Below are 18,053 nucleotides of genomic sequence, written 5' to 3'. Positions count from 1 at the left end.
GGGGGCAGTAAGATTGATAATACCGAGAGCTTGTGAAAGTTCCATTTAAAAAGGGTCCATGATGAGCATGAACCCTTTTTACACGAGCCACAGGATCGGTCAACTGATCCTTAAACGATCGGCATTAGACGCATTGCGTCCCTTTTTTATGGCGATTACTTCCGCTGGCACAGTCTTTTCACCAGTTCGAAGTCTTTAAAGTAAATCGGTTTGTCGTACTGCATCGAGAGATTTCCGGCAATTCCTGTCAGGATCGACATCGCGCCGGCGCGGTGATCGGCGGCGCGTTTTAACGGGTCGTCTTTGCGCTCGCCGAACAGGTCTTCCAGCATGGCATTATCACCGCCGCCATGGCCGCCTTCTCCCATCTGGAACTCCGCCTTCCAGGGTTCGGCAAATAACGGATAAACAGTAATTTCTGCTTTCTCAATGCTGCCTTCGTTTTCGCGTTTTCCGCCTGCGTTTACGTACGACATCTCGACGATTTTCATTTCAATGCGGCCTTTGGTGCCGTTGAACACTACGTTCAAACCCTCCCACGGCAGATACGCATTGAGCGAATAGGTTAGCTGTACTTTGTTTTGATATTTCACCAGCACCGACAACGTATCTTCAATGCTGATGCCGTCACTGAAGACACTCTGGTCACGGAAATAGTTATCTTCATGTTCCGCATCCAGATACAGCGCTTTGAGCTGGGCGTTATCGCCCATATGCAGTGCAAACGGATCATTCTGTGCCTGCGGATAGCCATGTGTACGCGGATAAAACTCTGTCACGCCACGCTTTTCTGCATTCTCTTTACCGTAAAAACGCAGGTCGCCCTGCGCATAAACTTTCTCCGGCGTGCTGTTGAGCCAGAAATTCATCAGGTCAAAATGATGGGTGGATTTATGCACCAGCAGACCGCCGGAATTACGTTTTTCGCGGTGCCAGCGGCGGAAATAATCGGCGCCATGTTCGGTATTCAGCAGCCATTCAAAATGCACGGAAAGTACTTCACCGATGGTTTCCTGCATCAGCAGTTCACGCATTTTGCTGTGATGCGGCGCGTAGCGGTAATTGAACGCCACACGCACCTGATAGCCAGTTGCATCGACGGCATCCAGAATGCGCAGCGCGCGTTGTTCATCAATGGTCATCGGCTTTTCAGTAATGACGTCACAACCGGCATGCAGGGCGCGGACGATATAATCGTCATGTGTGCGATCCATGCTGGTGACAATCACGATATCCGGTTTGGTTTCGTCGAGCATCGTATTGAAATCAGCAGATTTCCAGGTAGATACCCGTGCGATGCCGCTCTGCTCAAGCTGGCGGTTCGCATAATCCATTCGCGTCTGATTTGTATCACAGAAGGCCACAAATTTTGCGTTGTGGCGGTATTTACCGGTGATCGCTTCAATGTATAAGCCTGAGCGTCCACCGGTGCCAACGAGAGCATATGTTTTCATGAGATCCTCAAAAGGCCCGAGAGCCGTCATCACTGACAAAATTTTGTTAAGGAATTCTTGAGGATAACGATTGAGGGAATTTTTTAAGTGAAGGGTGTCACGCAGTGGGGATAAAAATGAAACGCTGTGCCAGTTTCCAGACACAGCTGATTCCTTATGTCAGAAGGCGTCAGGCAGCGCTGACCAGTTGTTCGAGCGCTTTACGGTTGGTCTGTTTGGTGTCGACTTTTACGTAGGCGCTGAATTCTTCCGGAACGACAACGGCTTCGGCCACGCCCGGTTGTGCGAGGATCCGTGCCTGCAGGGCGGAATCTTTCACCGCCAGTTCAGACAGCGTAATACGCAGGCTGCTGACATACGGGGGTTCGGTCATGGTAGAACTGACCAGCAACCAGACGACGGCAATGGCCGCACAAACCAGGAATACGGCACCGGCCCCGACGTGTCCGTAAACATAACCGCCTAAGCTGCCGCCAATCGCCACACCGATGAACTGGCTGGTGGAATAAAGCCCCATCGCCGTGCCTTTGTAGCCCGCGGGTGATTCTTTACTGATAAGCGAAGGCAGAATCGCTTCCATCACGTTGAAAGCCAGGAAGAACAGTTGGATACCGGCGATGACCGCCCATAAATGTAGCCCCGCGGCCCACAGTACGATTTCAGCCAGCAGCAACACAACCACGCAACCCATGAACACCTGTTTCATGTGGCGCTTTTTCTCAGCGTAGACAATCACCGGAATGACTGCGACGAAAGACGTCAGCATGGTGATCAGATACACCCGCCAGTGTTCACTCGGCGGGAAGCCCGCATGTTCCATCACTTGCGGCAACACCACGAAGCTCGACATCAGTAACACGTGAAGACACAGAATACCGAAGTTCAGTTTCAGCAGTTTGGCGTTGCCCATCACTTTGCCGAAGCTGCCTTTTACCATGCTCGATTCGCGATTAAGAATGTGCGTAGCAGGGGAGGGCACCACGGCCACGGTAATGATGATGCCGAGAACGGTCAATACTGCGATCGCCCAGAACAGGGCGTGTAAACCCCAGGCGTGGGTGATGATCGGGCCGAGCACCATAGCAATTGCAAAGGTAATACCAAAACTGATGCCGATAAACGCCATCGCTTTGGTGCGGTTTTGCTCACGGGTCAGGTCAGACAGCAGGGCCATCACGGCGGCAGCAATCGCGCCAGAGCCTTGCAGGGCACGACCAATGATCACGCCCCAGATAGATTCGGTGGAAGCAGCCACAATGCTGCCGATGCAGAAGATGACCAGACCAAAGACGATCAGTGGCTTGCGGCCAACGCGGTCAGAAAGCAGTCCGAATGGGATCTGGAAAACAGCCTGTGCCAGGCCGTAAATGCCGATGGCGATGCCGATCAGTGTTTCGCTGGCGCCGGATAATTTCATGCCGTAGGTGGTCAGCACCGGCAGAACCATGAACATGCCGAGCATGCGCAAAGAAAATACTGTCCCTAGTCCCCATGTAGCCCGACTTTCCTGCGGGGTCATCTGGTTATCGTTCACATTACTACCTCAAAATAACAATCCGACATTTTAATGATTAAGCCGGCCTGGGTAAAACGATGGATCTTTAGCAGATATTACGGTGTTTGCCTGTCAGACTGAGAAAAAGAAAAGGCCAGTATTGCTACTGGCCTTTAGCTGTGATTTCAGCGGGTTACACTGAAGGTGCGTGTTACCAAACGTAGGTCAGCAAGGATGTCGGTGCAGAATTAAAATCCACGGACATCATGAAGCTCAGCGACATGATGGTGATGATGGAGAAACCAAACAGTTTTCTCGCCCACACCACGTCATTTTCCGTTTTATACCCCTTCAGTGCCATGCCCAGCCACCAGATACTGACAGCGGCGGCGACAATCAGGTATTTATAACCTGCATAACCGCTCAGGGTCAGCATCAGCGTCGCAATCATAAACGCCAGAATGTAGACGATAATATGATGCTTGGCGACGGAGATGCCTTTCACTACTGGCAGAACCGGGATACCTGCTGCCTGATAATCTTTGAAGCGGAAGATGGCAATCGCGTACGAATGCGGCATCTGCCACAGGCTGAAAATCAGAAGCAAGATCAGTGCACCGGTATCAAACTGGCCAGAAACGGCACAGTAACCGATAACCGGTGGCGCTGCGCCAGACAAGCTGCCGATCAGCGTGCCGTATACCGAGTTGCGTTTCATGTACAGGCTGTAAACGCCGACATAAACCACAAAGCCCATCACTGCCAGCCACATGGCCAGCGGATTTGCTCCGATATACAACAACGCAAAGCCCGCAATACCCAGAATGGTCGCGTAAACCAGGCTTGTTTTCGGCGGAATAAGCCCTTTCACCAGGACCCGGTTCTTCGTTCTTTCCATGATCCGGTCGATGTCGCGGTCGATAAAGTTGTTAAAGACACAACCCGATGCGACAACCAGCGAAACACCCACCAGTGTGGCGAGAAAGAGTGGGAAGTCGATGCTGCCTTTGGCAGCAAGGAGAAATCCCCCGATGACAGAAATTAAGTTGCCGAAAATAATTCCTGGTTTCGTTACTTGCAGGTATTGCTTAATCATCACGTGCAGCTCGGCTCTTTAACTGACCATCATATTGAGGTTGAGGTTATACATAATCCACAATGAGCCCACAACGACGATAAAGATAATCACAGCGGTGAACAGAAGTGCCACCAGGTTCCAGCGCTCTTCCGACGACGTATTCATGTGCAGGAAGAACACCAGATGGACAACAATCTGGATGATTGCAGAAGCAACCACGGTACCCAGAATCAGTGAATGTGACGCCGTGTCGGTCATGACCATGGCAAACGGGATCACCGTCAGGATAACCGACAAGATGAAGCCAATAGCGTATGACTTCAGGCTGCCGTGGCTTGCGCCACCATGGGAAGTAGCAGAATGACTCATTACATTGCTCCCATCAGATAAACAACGGTAAACACGCAGATCCACACCACGTCCAGGAAGTGCCAGAACAGGCTCAGACACATCAGACGGGTTTTGTTGACTTCAGTCAGACCGCGACGTGAAACCTGAACCATCATGGTCAGGATCCAAATCAGACCACAGGTCACGTGCAGACCGTGGGTGGCGACCAGCGCAAAGAAGCCAGACAGGAAACCACTGCGCTGCGGACCATAGCCTTCAGCAATCAGGTGATGGAATTCATAGAGTTCCATCCCGATGAAGCCTAAACCGAACAGGAAAGTCAGGAACAACCAGCCGTTAACCGCTGCTTTGTTACCTTTGTTCATGCCCAGCATCGCAAAGCCGTAAGTGATACTACTGAACAACAGGCAGAAGGTTTCTACCAGTACGAACGGCAGTTCAAAAATGTCTTTACCAGAGGGACCGCCAGCGGTCCCGTTTACCAGTACTGCATAAGTTGCGAACAGGCTCGCAAACAATATGCAGTCACTCATCAGGTAGATCCAGAAGCCGAAGACTTTGGTTGCACCTGCATCGTGGTGCCCATGCTCAGCATGGGCCTCATCGTGGTGAGTCAGAGTATCAGTTGCCATGTTTCACACCTGCTTTACGGATTTGTTCATAATGTTGGTTTTCAATACGTTCCACTTCTTCAACTGGCACGTAGTAATCAACATCTTCGTCGAAGCTTTTCGCAATCCAGGTCGCAGCCAGTGCAATGAAGCTCACCGCGGCCAGCCACCAGATATCCCAGATTAACGCGAAACCACAAACCAGACTCAGCATAGCGATGATGAAACCGGCGCCGCTGTTACGTGGCATATGAATCGGTTCATATTTAGCAGGCTGCTTGTAAGCGGTGCCTTTCTCTTTCATGTCCCAGAACTCATCACGGTCGTGAATTTGCGGCACGATAGCGAAGTTGTAGAACGGAGGAGGAGAAGAGGTTGACCACTCCAGAGTACGTGCGCCCCATGGGTCACCGGTCAGATCACGGTTCTGGTCGCGGTCGCGAACGGAAACGAAGATCATGATCAGCTGGCAGAGGATACCGCAGGCAATCAGTGCAGCACCGCACGCTGCAACAACCAGCAGCGGGTGGAACTCAGGATCGATGTTCTGGCTGACACGACGGGTCATGCCCATGAAGCCGAGGACGTACAGTGGCATGAACGCAACGAAGAAGCCGATGATCCAGAACCAGAATGAACGCACACCCCATTTTTCGTTCAGCGTGAAGCCGAAGGATTTAGGGAACCAGTAAGTCAGACCTGCGAAGCAACCGAAGACCACACCACCGATAATAACGTTATGGAAGTGGGCAATCAGGAACAGGCTGTTGTGCAGCACGAAGTCAGCACCCGGAACCGCCAGCAGAACACCGGTCATACCACCCACAGAGAAGGTGATGATGAAGCCAACAGTCCACAGCATCGCGGCGTTGAGCGTGATACGGCCCTGATACATGGTGAACAGCCAGTTGAAGATTTTTACCCCGGTCGGGATAGAAATGATCATCGTCATGATGCCGAAGAAGGCATTGACGTTGGCGCCAGAACCCATGGTGAAGAAGTGGTGCAACCAAACGATGAACGACAACACGGTGATGGCGATGGTTGCCCATACCAGCGAGGTGTAACCGAACAGACGTTTTTTGGAGAAGGTTGCGGTAACTTCTGAGAACACACCGAATACTGGCAGAACCAAAATGTACACTTCCGGATGGCCCCAGGCCCAAATCAGGTTGATGTACATCATCATGTTGCCGCCCATATCATTCGTGAAGAAATGGGTGCCCAGATAACGGTCTAAAGTCAGCAGTGCAACAGTCACGGTCAGAATCGGGAAGGACACGATAATCAACACGTTGGTGCACAGTGCGGCCCAGGTAAATACCGGCATTTTCATCAGCGGCATACCGGGTGCGCGCATCTTCAGGATGGTCGCAAAGAAGTTAACACCGGTCAGCAAGGTCCCGACACCGGATATCTGGAGACTCCAGATCCAGTAATCTACCCCGACCCCCGGACTGTATTCCTTACCTGACAGTGGCGGATAAGCTAACCAGCCGGTCTGTGCGAACTCACCCACACCCAAAGAGATGTTGATCAGCACAACAGCCGCGGCGGTAAACCAGAAGCTCACGTTGTTCAGGAACGGGAACGCAACGTCGCGCGCACCGATTTGCAAAGGAACAACCACGTTCATCAGACCGATTACGAAAGGCATCGCCATGAAGAAGATCATGATCACGCCGTGCGCGGTAAAGATTTGGTCGTAGTGATGAGGAGGAAGGAAGCCCGGCTCGCCCGCAGAGGCAAGCACCTGCTGGCTACGCATCATGATGGCATCGGCAAAGCCACGCAGAAGCATGACGAAGGCCAGAATGATATACATGATACCTAATTTTTTGTGGTCGACGGAGGTCAGCCACTCGGTCCACAGATATTTCCACTTACCGAAATAGGTGATGCCGGCAACTACTGCCAGGCCACCGATAATAATCGCGGCAACTGTGACCATGATAATCGGTTCATGATACGGAACCGAATCAAGCGTTAATTTTCCGAACATCGTTTATTCCTCGGCTCCGGCTGCGTGAGACTGTCCACCCATATCCATGCCTTTCATGTCAGCGCCTGCCGGCATTGGCATGGTGTGACCTTCTGGCGCTGCCTTCATGTCATGCATGGAGTATTTGCCAATGATTTCTTTAAACAAACCAGGTTTTGCAACAGAGAAGTATTCGACCGGGTTGTCGATGCTCTGTGCAGCCAGTTTGTTGAAGTCATCAGTGGTAGCCAGCTGGTTCGGTGCACTTTTCACTTTTGCTACCCAGGTGTCGAAATCGGCACGGGTTGGAGTCGCAATTGTGTTGAACTTCATACCTGAGAAGCCGCGGCCGCTGAAGCTTGCTGAAATGCCTTTATACGTACCCGCTTCATTTGCAATCAAATGCAGCTGAGTTTGCATACCGGCCATCGCATAAATCTGCCCGCCTAACTGAGGAATGAAGAACGAGTTCATGACAGAGTCTGAAGTGACTTTGAACTGAACAGGCACATCTTTAGGAATAACCAGTTCGTTAACGGTCGCGATGCCTTGTTCTGGATAAATGAACAACCATTTCCAGTCCAGAGAAACGACTTCAACCGTCATCGGTTTTTGGTCAGTCACGATTGGCTTGAACGGATCAAGCGAGTGGGTGGTTTTCCAGGTAATCGTTGCCAGGATGGCAATGATAATAATTGGAACTGTCCAGACGACGGCTTCAATTTTGTTGGAGTGGGACCAATCAGGACTGTATTTTGCTTTTGTATTGGAAGCGCGATACTTCCAGGCAAAGGCAAACGCCATGATAATAACTGGTATAACAACGATCAGCATTAAACCGATAGCGGTTAAAATCAGCGTTCTCTGCTCAAGTCCAATTGCTCCCTTGGGATCCATCAATGCCGTATTGCAACCGCTCAACATTACCGCGGAGGCAAATAAGGACAACATCCCAATACTTTTATTGTATTTCTTAAGTCTCATCTAACGACCTCAATAACTAGGGCTCTATTGTCGCTTCAGGTGTGCGGGCATTTTACGGGAAGGTTGCAGGACTGTAAACACGCTTAAACAAGTGTCAAAGCGCTGTTGACACTTTATGTTAACGCAGTCACACATGTCACGGATCGTGACAATTTACAGTGGGCAACAATATGTTGCGTATGGATTTTTTTCTATAGTGATGAAAAACAAGGGGTGACAGATTTTGACATTATAATTGTCGTGCGATATCTCATCGATACGTTTAATTAATGTTAAATTAATGTATAAAGCAGGTGAAATAAAATGCATGAAAAGCCCGAAAGAAAAACTATCCCGGAAAATATTATTTTTTCTGAATTTAATTTATTGCGTCCTATTTATAGATCATTTGTTAAATGAAACGCGCCATTCATTTCGAATGAATGGCGGTAAATCAGGAACGTGCAGTACGGCGCAGAGATAAAAAATCGAGCAGACTGCCTAAAATAACGCCAGTCAGGCAAATAACTGCTCCCGTTTCTAACAAGGTTGTCGCCAGCCTTTGCCAGGATGCCCAGCCCATACTGTCGACAATCAGCGTGATCAGCCAGAGTATCAATAACAAGCTTCCCGTCAGCATGCAACGTAATGCCCAGCGATACGGGGCGGCAAAGTGAATGCGCGGCAGAAAACTGTCTGTATTTTGGGTGTATTCGAGGGTCTGCCGGCAAACAGCCAGCAGCAGTAAACCGGGCACCGCTGCCACAATCGAGAAAAGATAAAACCACGGCCAGCCATAAGCTTCAACGAACCATCCTGCAATCGGCCCGACATACACGCGGCCCACGGCAGACAATGCTGAAAGCAGCGCAAACTGGGTGGCAGAGAATGAGCGATTACACAGCGTCATCAGGAGTGCCACGAACGCTGCCGTCCCCATACCGCCACACAGGTTTTCAAAGAAAATCGCCGCGCCCATAGTGGTTAAATCTTTATCGGTGATGGCGAGGATCCAGTAACCGGCGTTAGAAACAGCCTGCAAAATCCCAAATAACATCAGGGCGCGGAACAAGCTCAGACGCTGCATTAACATTCCGCCAAACAATGCACCGATGATGGTTGCCATCAGCCCGAGCGTTTTATTTACCAGCCCGACCTCCCCCGCATCAAAACCGACGCCACGGATCAAAAATGTTGTACTCAGGCTTCCCGCAAACGCATCGCCCATCTTGTACATCACGATGAGCAGCAAAATCAGCCAGGCATTGTTGCGGCCAAAAAAGTCTTTCAGCGGTGCGACGACGGCCATCTCCATGGTACGCGGCGCTGGTTGGGTATTTTCAGGCTCCGGCGACAACAGGGTGGCGAGAACGCCGATGAGCATCATACCTGCCATCAGCCAGTACATATGCTGCCAGCCGAGATACCGATCAGCCAGCCATAATGCCAGTCCGCCGGAGACCAGCATTGCCAGGCGGTAACCCAGAACTGACACGGCGGCACCATTTCCGCGTTCTTCCGGTGGCAGTAAATCGGTTTTATACGCGTCAAAAACGATGTCCTGCGACGCCGAGGCGAATGCAATCAGTACGGCCAGTGCGGCGAGCCAGAATAAATCTTTTGAAGGGTCCATAAAACCCATCGCGAAAATCGCCACGACCAGCAACAACTGCGTCAGGATCAGCCATCCGCGTCTGCGCCCGAGAAAAGAAGGCGTGTAACGGTCCATCATCGGTGACCATAAGAACTTGAACACGTAAGCCTGGCCTACCAGCGAAAAAATACCGATGGTTTTCAGGTCAACATTTTCGACCGTCATCCACGCCTGCAACGTGCCGGACGTCAGCGCCAGGGGTAAGCCGGAAGCGAAGCCCAGAAGCAGTAAAATGACCGTATTGCGTTGCGTGAAAATTTTAAAGTACTGACTGATCATGAAAATTGTGTTCCTGCGAACCGTTGAGAGAGTGGCGCATACGCATAATAAAGGAAGGGATGCATTTCAGGAAAGATAATCACTGGCCTTAAAAAGCATTCTGCCCGGACGAGCCGGGCAGAATTCATCACGCAAACTTCAGCTGAACTTAACGGGCATTCGCTTTGATGAAGTCACTGATGCTGGTGTCTGACGCCATGTCACTGATGACATCGCCCAGTGTGGTGTTAACTGCGTTGGTAATTTTTGCGTTAGTCGCAGACAGTGCACCCTGAACGTTATACGTCGAGCGGTAGTTTTTCACCTGCTTGCTGCCGTTCTTCGCCGTTGCGATGATGGAGATGTCGGCTTTAGTGGTGATGTTATAACGCAGGTTACCTTCCTGAACATCTGCATACAGGTTGTTCACCACAATTTGCAAATCAACCGCGCCGTCAGCCCCTACCATGTAACCTCTGGCGGTCATTTGTTTCTCCAGTGATTCCTGCAACAGGAAACGCAGATCGCGTGACGGTGTCAGGGAAATCAACTGCCCATCGCGGTTCACTTTTGCCAGTGCCTGATCCTGACGCTGGTCAGCACCGTTGATGCTGATAGTAATGCCCTGAAGCGTTGGATCTTGTGAAGGCAGAACAATTTTCGGTGAAACGTCCAGGGTGTTAGTGCTGGTGGCGCAACCGGCCAGCATGAACAGTGCCAGAACAGGGAAAATAATTTTCTTTAGCATGTGTATTTTCTCAATATTAATAAGGGAATAGTGCTCAAAAATTTGCCGACATCATAACATTGCCATTTGCCGGGGGAAGTCCCAACAATCCGGAAAAGCGTGTTTTTCGCGTTTTTTTTCAGCAAAGTCGCAGTAAAGCCGCGGGCTGCTGACGCCATCCGTAGCGAAGCGGCAGTTTCTTTGACAGACTGAGCGCCATTTTTATCAATCTGCAGCAGAAATTTATTGTTCGGGCGTGCGTAGAATCTGGAAAGCCGCCTATCATTATAAAGAGATAGGTGTACCAGACAGGCGCAGTTCTCTGCTGATGCGGTGTAAGGAGATTGCTATGATTCGTGAGCAAATAGAAGCAAAATTAGTTGAAGCATTTGAACCTGCGTTTCTGGAAGTGACTGACGAAAGCTATCGTCATAATGTCCCGGCAGGCTCCGAGAGCCATTTTAAAGTGGTCATGGTGTCGGATAAGTTTATCGGGGAGCGTTTCCTGGCGCGTCATCGTGCCATCTATGGGAGATTAACGGAGGAGCTTGCAGGCAGCGTGCATGCGCTGGCTTTGCACACGTATACCCTGAAAGAATGGGAAGGCTTACAAGATACGGTGCCAGCTTCACCGCCGTGTCGCGGCGCGGGCACCATGGCCTGACAGTCGCGATCTGATTCACAAAAGGCATAAATATCGGCATTTGACGCGGTAACACTGGAACTTTCCTTGCCAGATGCGGTATTAGTAGATGCGAATTTCAAGAAACGGCCTGCGGGCCGTTTTTGTTTTTCTTCTGACGGACTGACGGCACGAGGTTTATACCTCTGAATGGCCGCATTTTTCGAAGGATCGAGTCCCGTGTGAGTTTCCTCCCGCGCAACAGAGACCGTCCTCGACTCAATGCGTATGCGCCGCTATAATGTCGCGTCTAATTTTTCCGGAATGGTTTCGGACGCTCTCGAATACAGGGCTACGTTCTGATACAGAACTGTCCCGGTTCTTAGAAGTCGTTTTCAAGGTAAGTTTGCGCTCATCTTGAGAACGACTTCTGGAGTTGACCGAGCACTGTGATTTTTTTTTGAGGTAACAAGATGCAAGTTTCTGTTGAAACCACTCAAGGCCTTGGGCGCCGCGTAACGATTACTGTTCCTGCTGAAAGCATTGAAAAAGCAGTGAGCAGTGAACTGATCAACGTCTCTAAAAAAGTACGTATTGACGGCTTCCGTAAAGGCAAAGTACCAAGCCACATCATTGAACAGCGTTACGGCGCGTCAGTACGTCAGGACGTACTGGGTGATCTGATGCAACGCAATTTCGTTGATGCGATCATCAAAGAAAAAATCAATCCAGCTGGCGCACCTAACTACATCCCGGGTGAGTACAAGCAGGGTGAAGACTTTAACTTCTCCGTAGAATTTGAAGTGTACCCGGAAGTTGAGCTGAAAGATCTGGAAAACATCGAAGTTGAAAAACCGGTTGTTGAAGTTAACGACGCTGATGTTGATACCATGCTGGAAACTCTGCGTAAGCAACAAGCGGACTGGAAAGAAACTGATGCTGCGGCCACTGCTGAAGACCGTGTGACTGTTGATTTCTCCGGTTCCATCGACGGTGAAGAATTCGAAGGCGGCAAAGCTTCTGATTTCGTACTGGCTATGGGCCAGGGCCGCATGATCCCAGGCTTCGAAGACGGTCTGGTGGGTCACAAAGCCGGTGAAGAATTCACCATCGACGTGAACTTCCCGGAAGATTACCATGCTGAAAACCTGAAAGGTAAAGCGGCTAAGTTCGCGATTACTTTGAAGAAAGTCGAAGAGCGTGAGTTGCCAGAACTGACCCCTGAATTCATCAAACGTTTCGGCGTGGCTGATGGTTCTGTTGAAGGTCTGCGTGCTGAAGTGCGTAAAAACATGGAACGCGAGCTGAAAGGTGCTGTTCGTAACCGCATCAAAACTCAGGCAATCGACGGTCTGGTCAGCGCTAACGAAATCGACGTGCCATCTGCACTGATCGACGGCGAAGTGGATGTTCTGCGTCGTCAGGCTGCGCAACGTTTTGGCGGCAACGAAAAACAAGCGCTGGAACTGCCACGCGAATTGTTTGAAGAGCAAGCTAAACGTCGCGTCGTTGTTGGTTTGTTGCTTGGCGAGGTCATCAGCCAGCACGAACTGAAAGCTGATGAAGATCGCGTTAAAGCACTGATCGAAGAAATGGCTTCTGCGTACGAAGATCCACAGGAAGTTGTTGAGTTCTACAGCAAAAACAAAGAGCTGATGAACAACATGCGTAACGTCGCACTGGAAGAACAAGCGGTCGAAACTCTGTTGTCTAAAGCGAAAGTGACTGAAAAAGCCACTACCTTTACTGAACTGATGAACCAGACTCAACCTGCATAATTGTAATGCACGTTGCTGAACCTGTTTACAGGTTTGCTTCCAAAGCCCGCGGTTTTTACTGCGGGCTTTTTATTTCCTGAAAATCAGGTATTTTTGTTTTGGCTGTTGTTTTTGCACTATATTTATCAATATAAAGCACAGCCCACGTAGAAACTGTTGACTGACACCCTCAGGATGGTTTTTTACTGGCTCAGGGGGCACGCCAAAAAAGAAATATCACTGCAGGCTTGAAAAAGGGGGCAATTCCCCCAATTGATAAGAGCTAACCCAGGTAAATTTGTAGTTAAAATCTGACTGATAAACACCGTCAGGCGTGTAAATGGCGACTTGGCCGCTTGAGCATAGTCATGTGTGCCTATCTCAAGTAGAATCGATTTTAAATAGCGCCAAACAGAATCTATTAGGAGACGGTTATGTCATACAGTGGTGAAAGAGAGCAATTTGCACCAAACATGGCGTTGGTACCCATGGTGGTTGAGCAAACTTCACGGGGCGAGCGTTCATACGATATCTTCTCCCGTCTGCTTAAGGAACGTATCATCTTCCTGACCGGTCAGGTTGAAGACCATATGGCTAACCTGATTGTTGCCCAGATGCTGTTCCTGGAAGCAGAAAGTCCGGAAAAAGACATTTATTTGTATATCAACTCACCGGGCGGCGTGATCACTGCCGGTATGTCGATTTATGACACCATGCAGTTCATCAAACCGGATGTCAGCACGATTTGTATGGGACAAGCCTGTTCAATGGGCGCATTCCTGTTAACAGCCGGTGCCGAAGGCAAACGCTTCTGCCTGCCAAATTCCCGTGTGATGATCCACCAGCCACTGGGCGGTTTCCAGGGCCAGGCGACGGATATTGAGATCCATGCTAAAGAAATTCTGAAAGTGAAATCTCGTATGAATGAGCTGATGGCGAAACATACGGGCAAATCTCTTGAAGAAATAGAGCGTGACACTGAGCGTGACCGTTTCCTGTCCGCTGATGAGGCTGTACAGTACGGGTTAGTAGACTCCGTATTTACCCATCGCGCCTGACGGCTTATTTCTGCCGGGCTGATGGTCTATAGTTATACTCATACGGACGTCTCAAAGGCAGGACTTGAGTTACTGAAGTCCTGCAAGCAATGAGTCATAACAGGAATGAACAGACATCAGCCAATCATGCGGCTGTTGTGTAATATAGTCGTGTCGTGGTGTTATTGTTACGCTGCGGGACTGATACCAGAGAAGAGGTTTACTGATGACAGATAAGCGCAAAGACGGTTCAGGAAAGCTGCTGTACTGCTCTTTTTGCGGCAAAAGCCAGCATGAAGTTCGTAAGCTGATTGCCGGGCCGTCAGTGTATATCTGCGATGAATGTGTCGATTTATGTAATGACATTATTCGCGAAGAGATCAAAGAAGTCGCGCCACACCGTGAACGCAGTGCATTACCGACGCCGCATGAAATCCGTCAGCACCTTGACGATTATGTTATCGGCCAGGAACCTGCAAAAAAAGTGCTGGCAGTGGCGGTCTACAACCACTATAAGCGCCTGCGTAATGGCGATACCAGCAACGGTATCGAATTAGGCAAGAGTAACATCCTGCTGATCGGGCCGACCGGTAGCGGCAAAACGCTGCTGGCTGAAACCCTGGCGCGTTTCCTGGATGTGCCATTTACCATGGCCGATGCCACCACGCTGACCGAGGCCGGTTATGTGGGTGAGGACGTCGAAAATATCATTCAGAAACTGCTGCAAAAATGTGACTACGACGTACAGAAAGCGCAACGCGGCATTGTTTACATTGATGAAATTGACAAGATTTCCCGCAAGTCTGACAACCCATCGATCACGCGTGATGTGTCCGGTGAAGGTGTACAGCAGGCACTGCTGAAACTTATTGAAGGCACCGTGGCTGCTGTTCCACCGCAAGGCGGACGTAAGCATCCGCAGCAGGAATTTTTGCAGGTTGATACTTCGAAAATCCTGTTTATCTGTGGCGGTGCTTTTGCCGGCCTGGATAAAGTGATTGGACAGCGTATCAATACGAATACCGGTATCGGTTTCGGCGCTGAAGTGAAAGGCAAAGAGCAGAAAGCGACTGAAGGTCAGTTACTGGCTCAGGCTGAACCCGAAGATTTGATTAAATTTGGTCTGATCCCTGAGTTCATAGGTCGTCTGCCAGTGGTGGCGACTCTGAGTGAGCTCAATGAAGAAGCCCTGATTCAAATCCTGAAAGAGCCGAAAAATGCCCTGACTAAGCAATATCAGGCATTGTTTAATCTCGAAGGCGTTGAACTGGAATTCCGGGATGAAGCGCTGACGGCCATTGCCAAAAAAGCCATGATCCGTAAAACCGGTGCGCGTGGCCTGCGTTCCATTGTGGAAGCGGCATTGCTGGATACCATGTATGATCTGCCGTCTCTCGAAGATGTCGAGAAAGTGGTTATTGATGAATCCGTGATTGCGGGTCAGTCAGAGCCTCTGATGATTTATGGCAAGCCGGAAGCACAACAAGCATCTGGCGAATAATTAGCCAATCTATCCAGAGAGTTAGCCACGAAATGGGGGATTTTGTCCCCCATTTTTTTTTCGCACATTCTTATCGTTGAATGTCGGACATTCATCCCCATATACTCAGTTAACGACTTGCTGAAACCCGTCTGACTCGTGTTTCACGAGATTTCCTTAACCTGGCGGAAGCTAAACTAAGAGAGAGCTCTATGAACCCTGAGCGTTCTGAACGCATAGAAATCCCCGTATTGCCTCTGCGCGATGTGGTGGTTTATCCGCACATGGTGATCCCGTTGTTTGTTGGCAGGGAAAAATCGATTCGATGCCTCGAAGCTGCGATGGATCACGACAAAAAAATCATGCTGGTGGCGCAGAAAGAAGCCTCAACAGATGAGCCGGGCGTTAATGATCTCTTCTCCGTGGGTACGGTTGCCTCAATATTACAAATGCTGAAGCTCCCGGATGGCACGGTAAAAGTGCTGGTGGAAGGGTTACAACGCGCGCGTATTACGACACTTTCTGACAGTGGCGAGCATTTTGCTGCCCAGGCGGAGTACCTGGAATCTCCGGCCGTGGATGAACGCGAGCAGGAAGTTCTGGTGCGTACTGCGATTAATCAGTTTGAAGGCTACATCAAGCTGAACAAAAAGATCCCGCCGGAAGTGCTGACTTCGCTGAACAGCATTGAAGATGCTGCACGTCTGGCTGACACCATCGCGGCACATATGCCACTGAAACTCGCTGACAAACAATCTGTACTGGAAATGTTTGATATCACCGAGCGTCTGGAATATTTGATGGCGATGATGGAATCGGAAATTGACCTGTTGCAGGTTGAGAAACGCATTCGCAATCGTGTCAAAAAACAGATGGAGAAAAGCCAGCGCGAGTACTATCTGAATGAGCAAATGAAAGCGATTCAGAAAGAACTGGGCGAAATGGATGACACGCCTGACGAGCACGAGGCGCTGAAACGCAAAATCGAAGCGGCCAAAATGCCGAAAGATGCGCGTGAGAAAACCGAAGCTGAGCTGCAAAAACTGAAAATGATGTCGCCGATGTCCGCCGAAGCTACGGTTGTCCGTGGATATATCGACTGGATGCTTCAGGTGCCATGGAATGCCCGTAGCAAAGTGAAAAAAGACCTGATCAAAGCACAGGAAGTTCTGGATACTGACCATTATGGTCTGGAGCGTGTCAAAGACCGGATTCTGGAATACCTCGCCGTGCAGAGTCGCGTCAGCAAAATCAAAGGCCCAATCCTGTGTCTGGTCGGGCCTCCGGGTGTGGGTAAAACCTCACTGGGTCAGTCAATCGCACGCGCGACTGGCCGTCAGTATGTTCGTATGGCGTTGGGTGGCGTACGTGATGAAGCGGAAATCCGTGGTCACCGTCGTACCTATATCGGTTCCATGCCGGGCAAACTGATCCAGAAAATGGCGAAAGTGGGGGTTAAAAACCCGCTGTTCTTGCTTGATGAAATCGACAAGATGTCATCGGATATGCGTGGCGATCCGGCTTCTGCCTTGCTGGAAGTATTGGATCCGGAACAGAACGTGGCGTTCAACGATCACTATCTGGAAGTCGATTACGACCTGTCAGATGTGATGTTTGTGGCGACCTCGAACTCGATGAACATCCCGGCTCCGCTGCTGGACCGTATGGAAGTGATCCGTCTTTCCGGTTATACCGAAGACGAAAAACTGAACATCGCCAAACAGCACCTGTTGCCGAAACAGCTTGAACGTAATGCGCTTAAGAAGAACGAACTGACTGTGGATGACAGCGCAATAACTGGCATCATCCGTTTCTATACCCGTGAAGCGGGTGTACGTAGTCTGGAACGTGAGTTGTCGAAACTGTGCCGTAAAGCGGTTAAGCAATTGCTGATGGATAAAGATATCAAGCACATTGAAATTAACGGCGACAACCTGAAAGATTTCCTCGGCGTGCAGAAGGTCGATTATGGCCGTGCTGATACCGAAAACCGGGTGGGCCAGGTTACTGGTCTGGCGTGGACCGAAGTGGGCGGTGAATTGCTGACCATCGAAACGGCCTGCGTACCGGGCAAAGGTAAGCTGACTTACACCGGTTCTCTCGGGGAAGTCATGCAGGAATCCATTCAGGCTGCACTGACGGTTGTCCGTTCACGCGCAGACAAACTGGGTATCAACCCTGACTTCTACGAAAAACGTGATATTCACGTTCACGTACCCGAAGGGGCAACGCCGAAAGATGGCCCGAGTGCCGGTATTGCCATGTGTACCGCGCTGGTGTCTTGTCTGACGGGTAACCCGGTTCGTGCGGATGTTGCGATGACCGGTGAGATCACACTGCGTGGTCTGGTTCTGCCAATCGGTGGTCTGAAAGAAAAGCTGCTGGCGGCCCACCGTGGTGGCATCAAAGTGGTTCTGATCCCGGACGACAACAAACGTGATCTGGAAGAAATTCCGGCGAACGTGCTGGCAGATCTTGAGATCCATCCGGTAAAACGCATTGATGATGTTCTCAACATCGCACTGCAAAATCCGGCTTACGGTGCATTGCCGGTGGCAGCAAAATAGTGACCTCAGCTTACACAG

The 18,053-nt window shown here is 50.2% G+C and carries 14 protein-coding genes; 5 read left to right on the top strand and 9 right to left on the bottom strand.

Translation table 11 applies throughout. The features are described 5' to 3' along the window. Positions 1-155: 155 nt before the first annotated feature. The 9 genes from AACU55_RS01740 to AACU55_RS01700 form a co-directional block, all read right to left on the bottom strand. Positions 156-1,454, bottom strand: a complete 1,299-nt coding sequence (locus AACU55_RS01740; RefSeq protein WP_134706543.1) for a Gfo/Idh/MocA family protein — start codon at positions 1,452-1,454, stop codon at positions 156-158. A gap of 169 nt (positions 1,455-1,623) precedes the next feature. Further along, complete coding sequence (locus tag AACU55_RS01735; protein ID WP_013576650.1) at positions 1,624-2,988, bottom strand: MFS transporter; 1,365 nt, start codon at positions 2,986-2,988, stop codon at positions 1,624-1,626. 172 nt (positions 2,989-3,160) lie between these two features. Then, the gene (gene cyoE / locus AACU55_RS01730; protein WP_013576649.1) at positions 3,161-4,045 is read right to left on the bottom strand and encodes a heme o synthase; all 885 of its coding nucleotides are present in this window, start codon (positions 4,043-4,045) and stop codon (positions 3,161-3,163) included. Between the two features lie 18 nt (positions 4,046-4,063). Next, the gene (locus tag AACU55_RS01725) at positions 4,064-4,396 is read right to left on the bottom strand and encodes a cytochrome o ubiquinol oxidase subunit IV (protein ID WP_013576648.1); all 333 of its coding nucleotides are present in this window, start codon (positions 4,394-4,396) and stop codon (positions 4,064-4,066) included. Beyond that, a complete protein-coding gene (locus AACU55_RS01720) occupies positions 4,396-5,010 on the bottom strand; it encodes a cytochrome o ubiquinol oxidase subunit III (protein WP_013576647.1) in 615 nt (204 codons plus the stop codon). Before AACU55_RS01720 ends, AACU55_RS01725 begins: the two co-directional genes overlap by 1 nt. Then, complete coding sequence (cyoB, locus tag AACU55_RS01715; RefSeq protein WP_013576646.1) at positions 5,000-6,991, bottom strand: cytochrome o ubiquinol oxidase subunit I; 1,992 nt, start codon at positions 6,989-6,991, stop codon at positions 5,000-5,002. The genes AACU55_RS01720 and cyoB overlap by 11 nt, the downstream gene beginning before the upstream one ends. A gap of 3 nt (positions 6,992-6,994) precedes the next feature. Next, positions 6,995-7,954, bottom strand: a complete 960-nt coding sequence (cyoA, locus tag AACU55_RS01710; RefSeq protein WP_013576645.1) for a cytochrome o ubiquinol oxidase subunit II — start codon at positions 7,952-7,954, stop codon at positions 6,995-6,997. A 433-nt stretch (positions 7,955-8,387) separates the two neighbouring features. Continuing rightward, a complete protein-coding gene (gene ampG, locus AACU55_RS01705) occupies positions 8,388-9,866 on the bottom strand; it encodes a muropeptide MFS transporter AmpG (protein ID WP_037036815.1) in 1,479 nt (492 codons plus the stop codon). A gap of 148 nt (positions 9,867-10,014) precedes the next feature. Next, on the bottom strand, positions 10,015-10,593 hold the full coding sequence (locus tag AACU55_RS01700) for a lipoprotein (protein ID WP_013576643.1): 579 nt from the start codon (positions 10,591-10,593) through the stop codon (positions 10,015-10,017). Positions 10,594-10,921: 328 nt separating this feature from the next. On the opposite strand from AACU55_RS01700, the gene bolA reads away from it, so the two are divergent. From bolA to lon, 5 genes are all read left to right on the top strand, one after another. Further along, a complete protein-coding gene (gene bolA, locus AACU55_RS01695; protein ID WP_013576642.1) occupies positions 10,922-11,236 on the top strand; it encodes a transcriptional regulator BolA in 315 nt (104 codons plus the stop codon). Positions 11,237-11,667: 431 nt separating this feature from the next. Further along, on the top strand, positions 11,668-12,972 hold the full coding sequence (tig, locus tag AACU55_RS01690; RefSeq protein ID WP_013576641.1) for a trigger factor: 1,305 nt from the start codon (positions 11,668-11,670) through the stop codon (positions 12,970-12,972). Between the two features lie 413 nt (positions 12,973-13,385). Next, positions 13,386-14,009, top strand: a complete 624-nt coding sequence (gene clpP, locus AACU55_RS01685; RefSeq protein WP_013576640.1) for an ATP-dependent Clp endopeptidase proteolytic subunit ClpP — start codon at positions 13,386-13,388, stop codon at positions 14,007-14,009. 205 nt (positions 14,010-14,214) lie between these two features. Continuing rightward, complete coding sequence (gene clpX, locus AACU55_RS01680) at positions 14,215-15,489, top strand: ATP-dependent protease ATP-binding subunit ClpX (RefSeq protein ID WP_013576639.1); 1,275 nt, start codon at positions 14,215-14,217, stop codon at positions 15,487-15,489. A 191-nt stretch (positions 15,490-15,680) separates the two neighbouring features. Next, the gene (lon, locus tag AACU55_RS01675; RefSeq protein WP_013576638.1) at positions 15,681-18,035 is read left to right on the top strand and encodes an endopeptidase La; all 2,355 of its coding nucleotides are present in this window, start codon (positions 15,681-15,683) and stop codon (positions 18,033-18,035) included. Positions 18,036-18,053 lie beyond the last annotated feature (18 nt).

The organism is Rahnella sp. CJA17(1/100) (assembly GCF_963881615.1).
Lineage (GTDB): Bacteria > Pseudomonadota > Gammaproteobacteria > Enterobacterales > Enterobacteriaceae > Rahnella > Rahnella aceris.
Note: the sequence above shows the minus strand (reverse complement) of the source record. Positions and strands in the feature narration are given on the sequence as shown.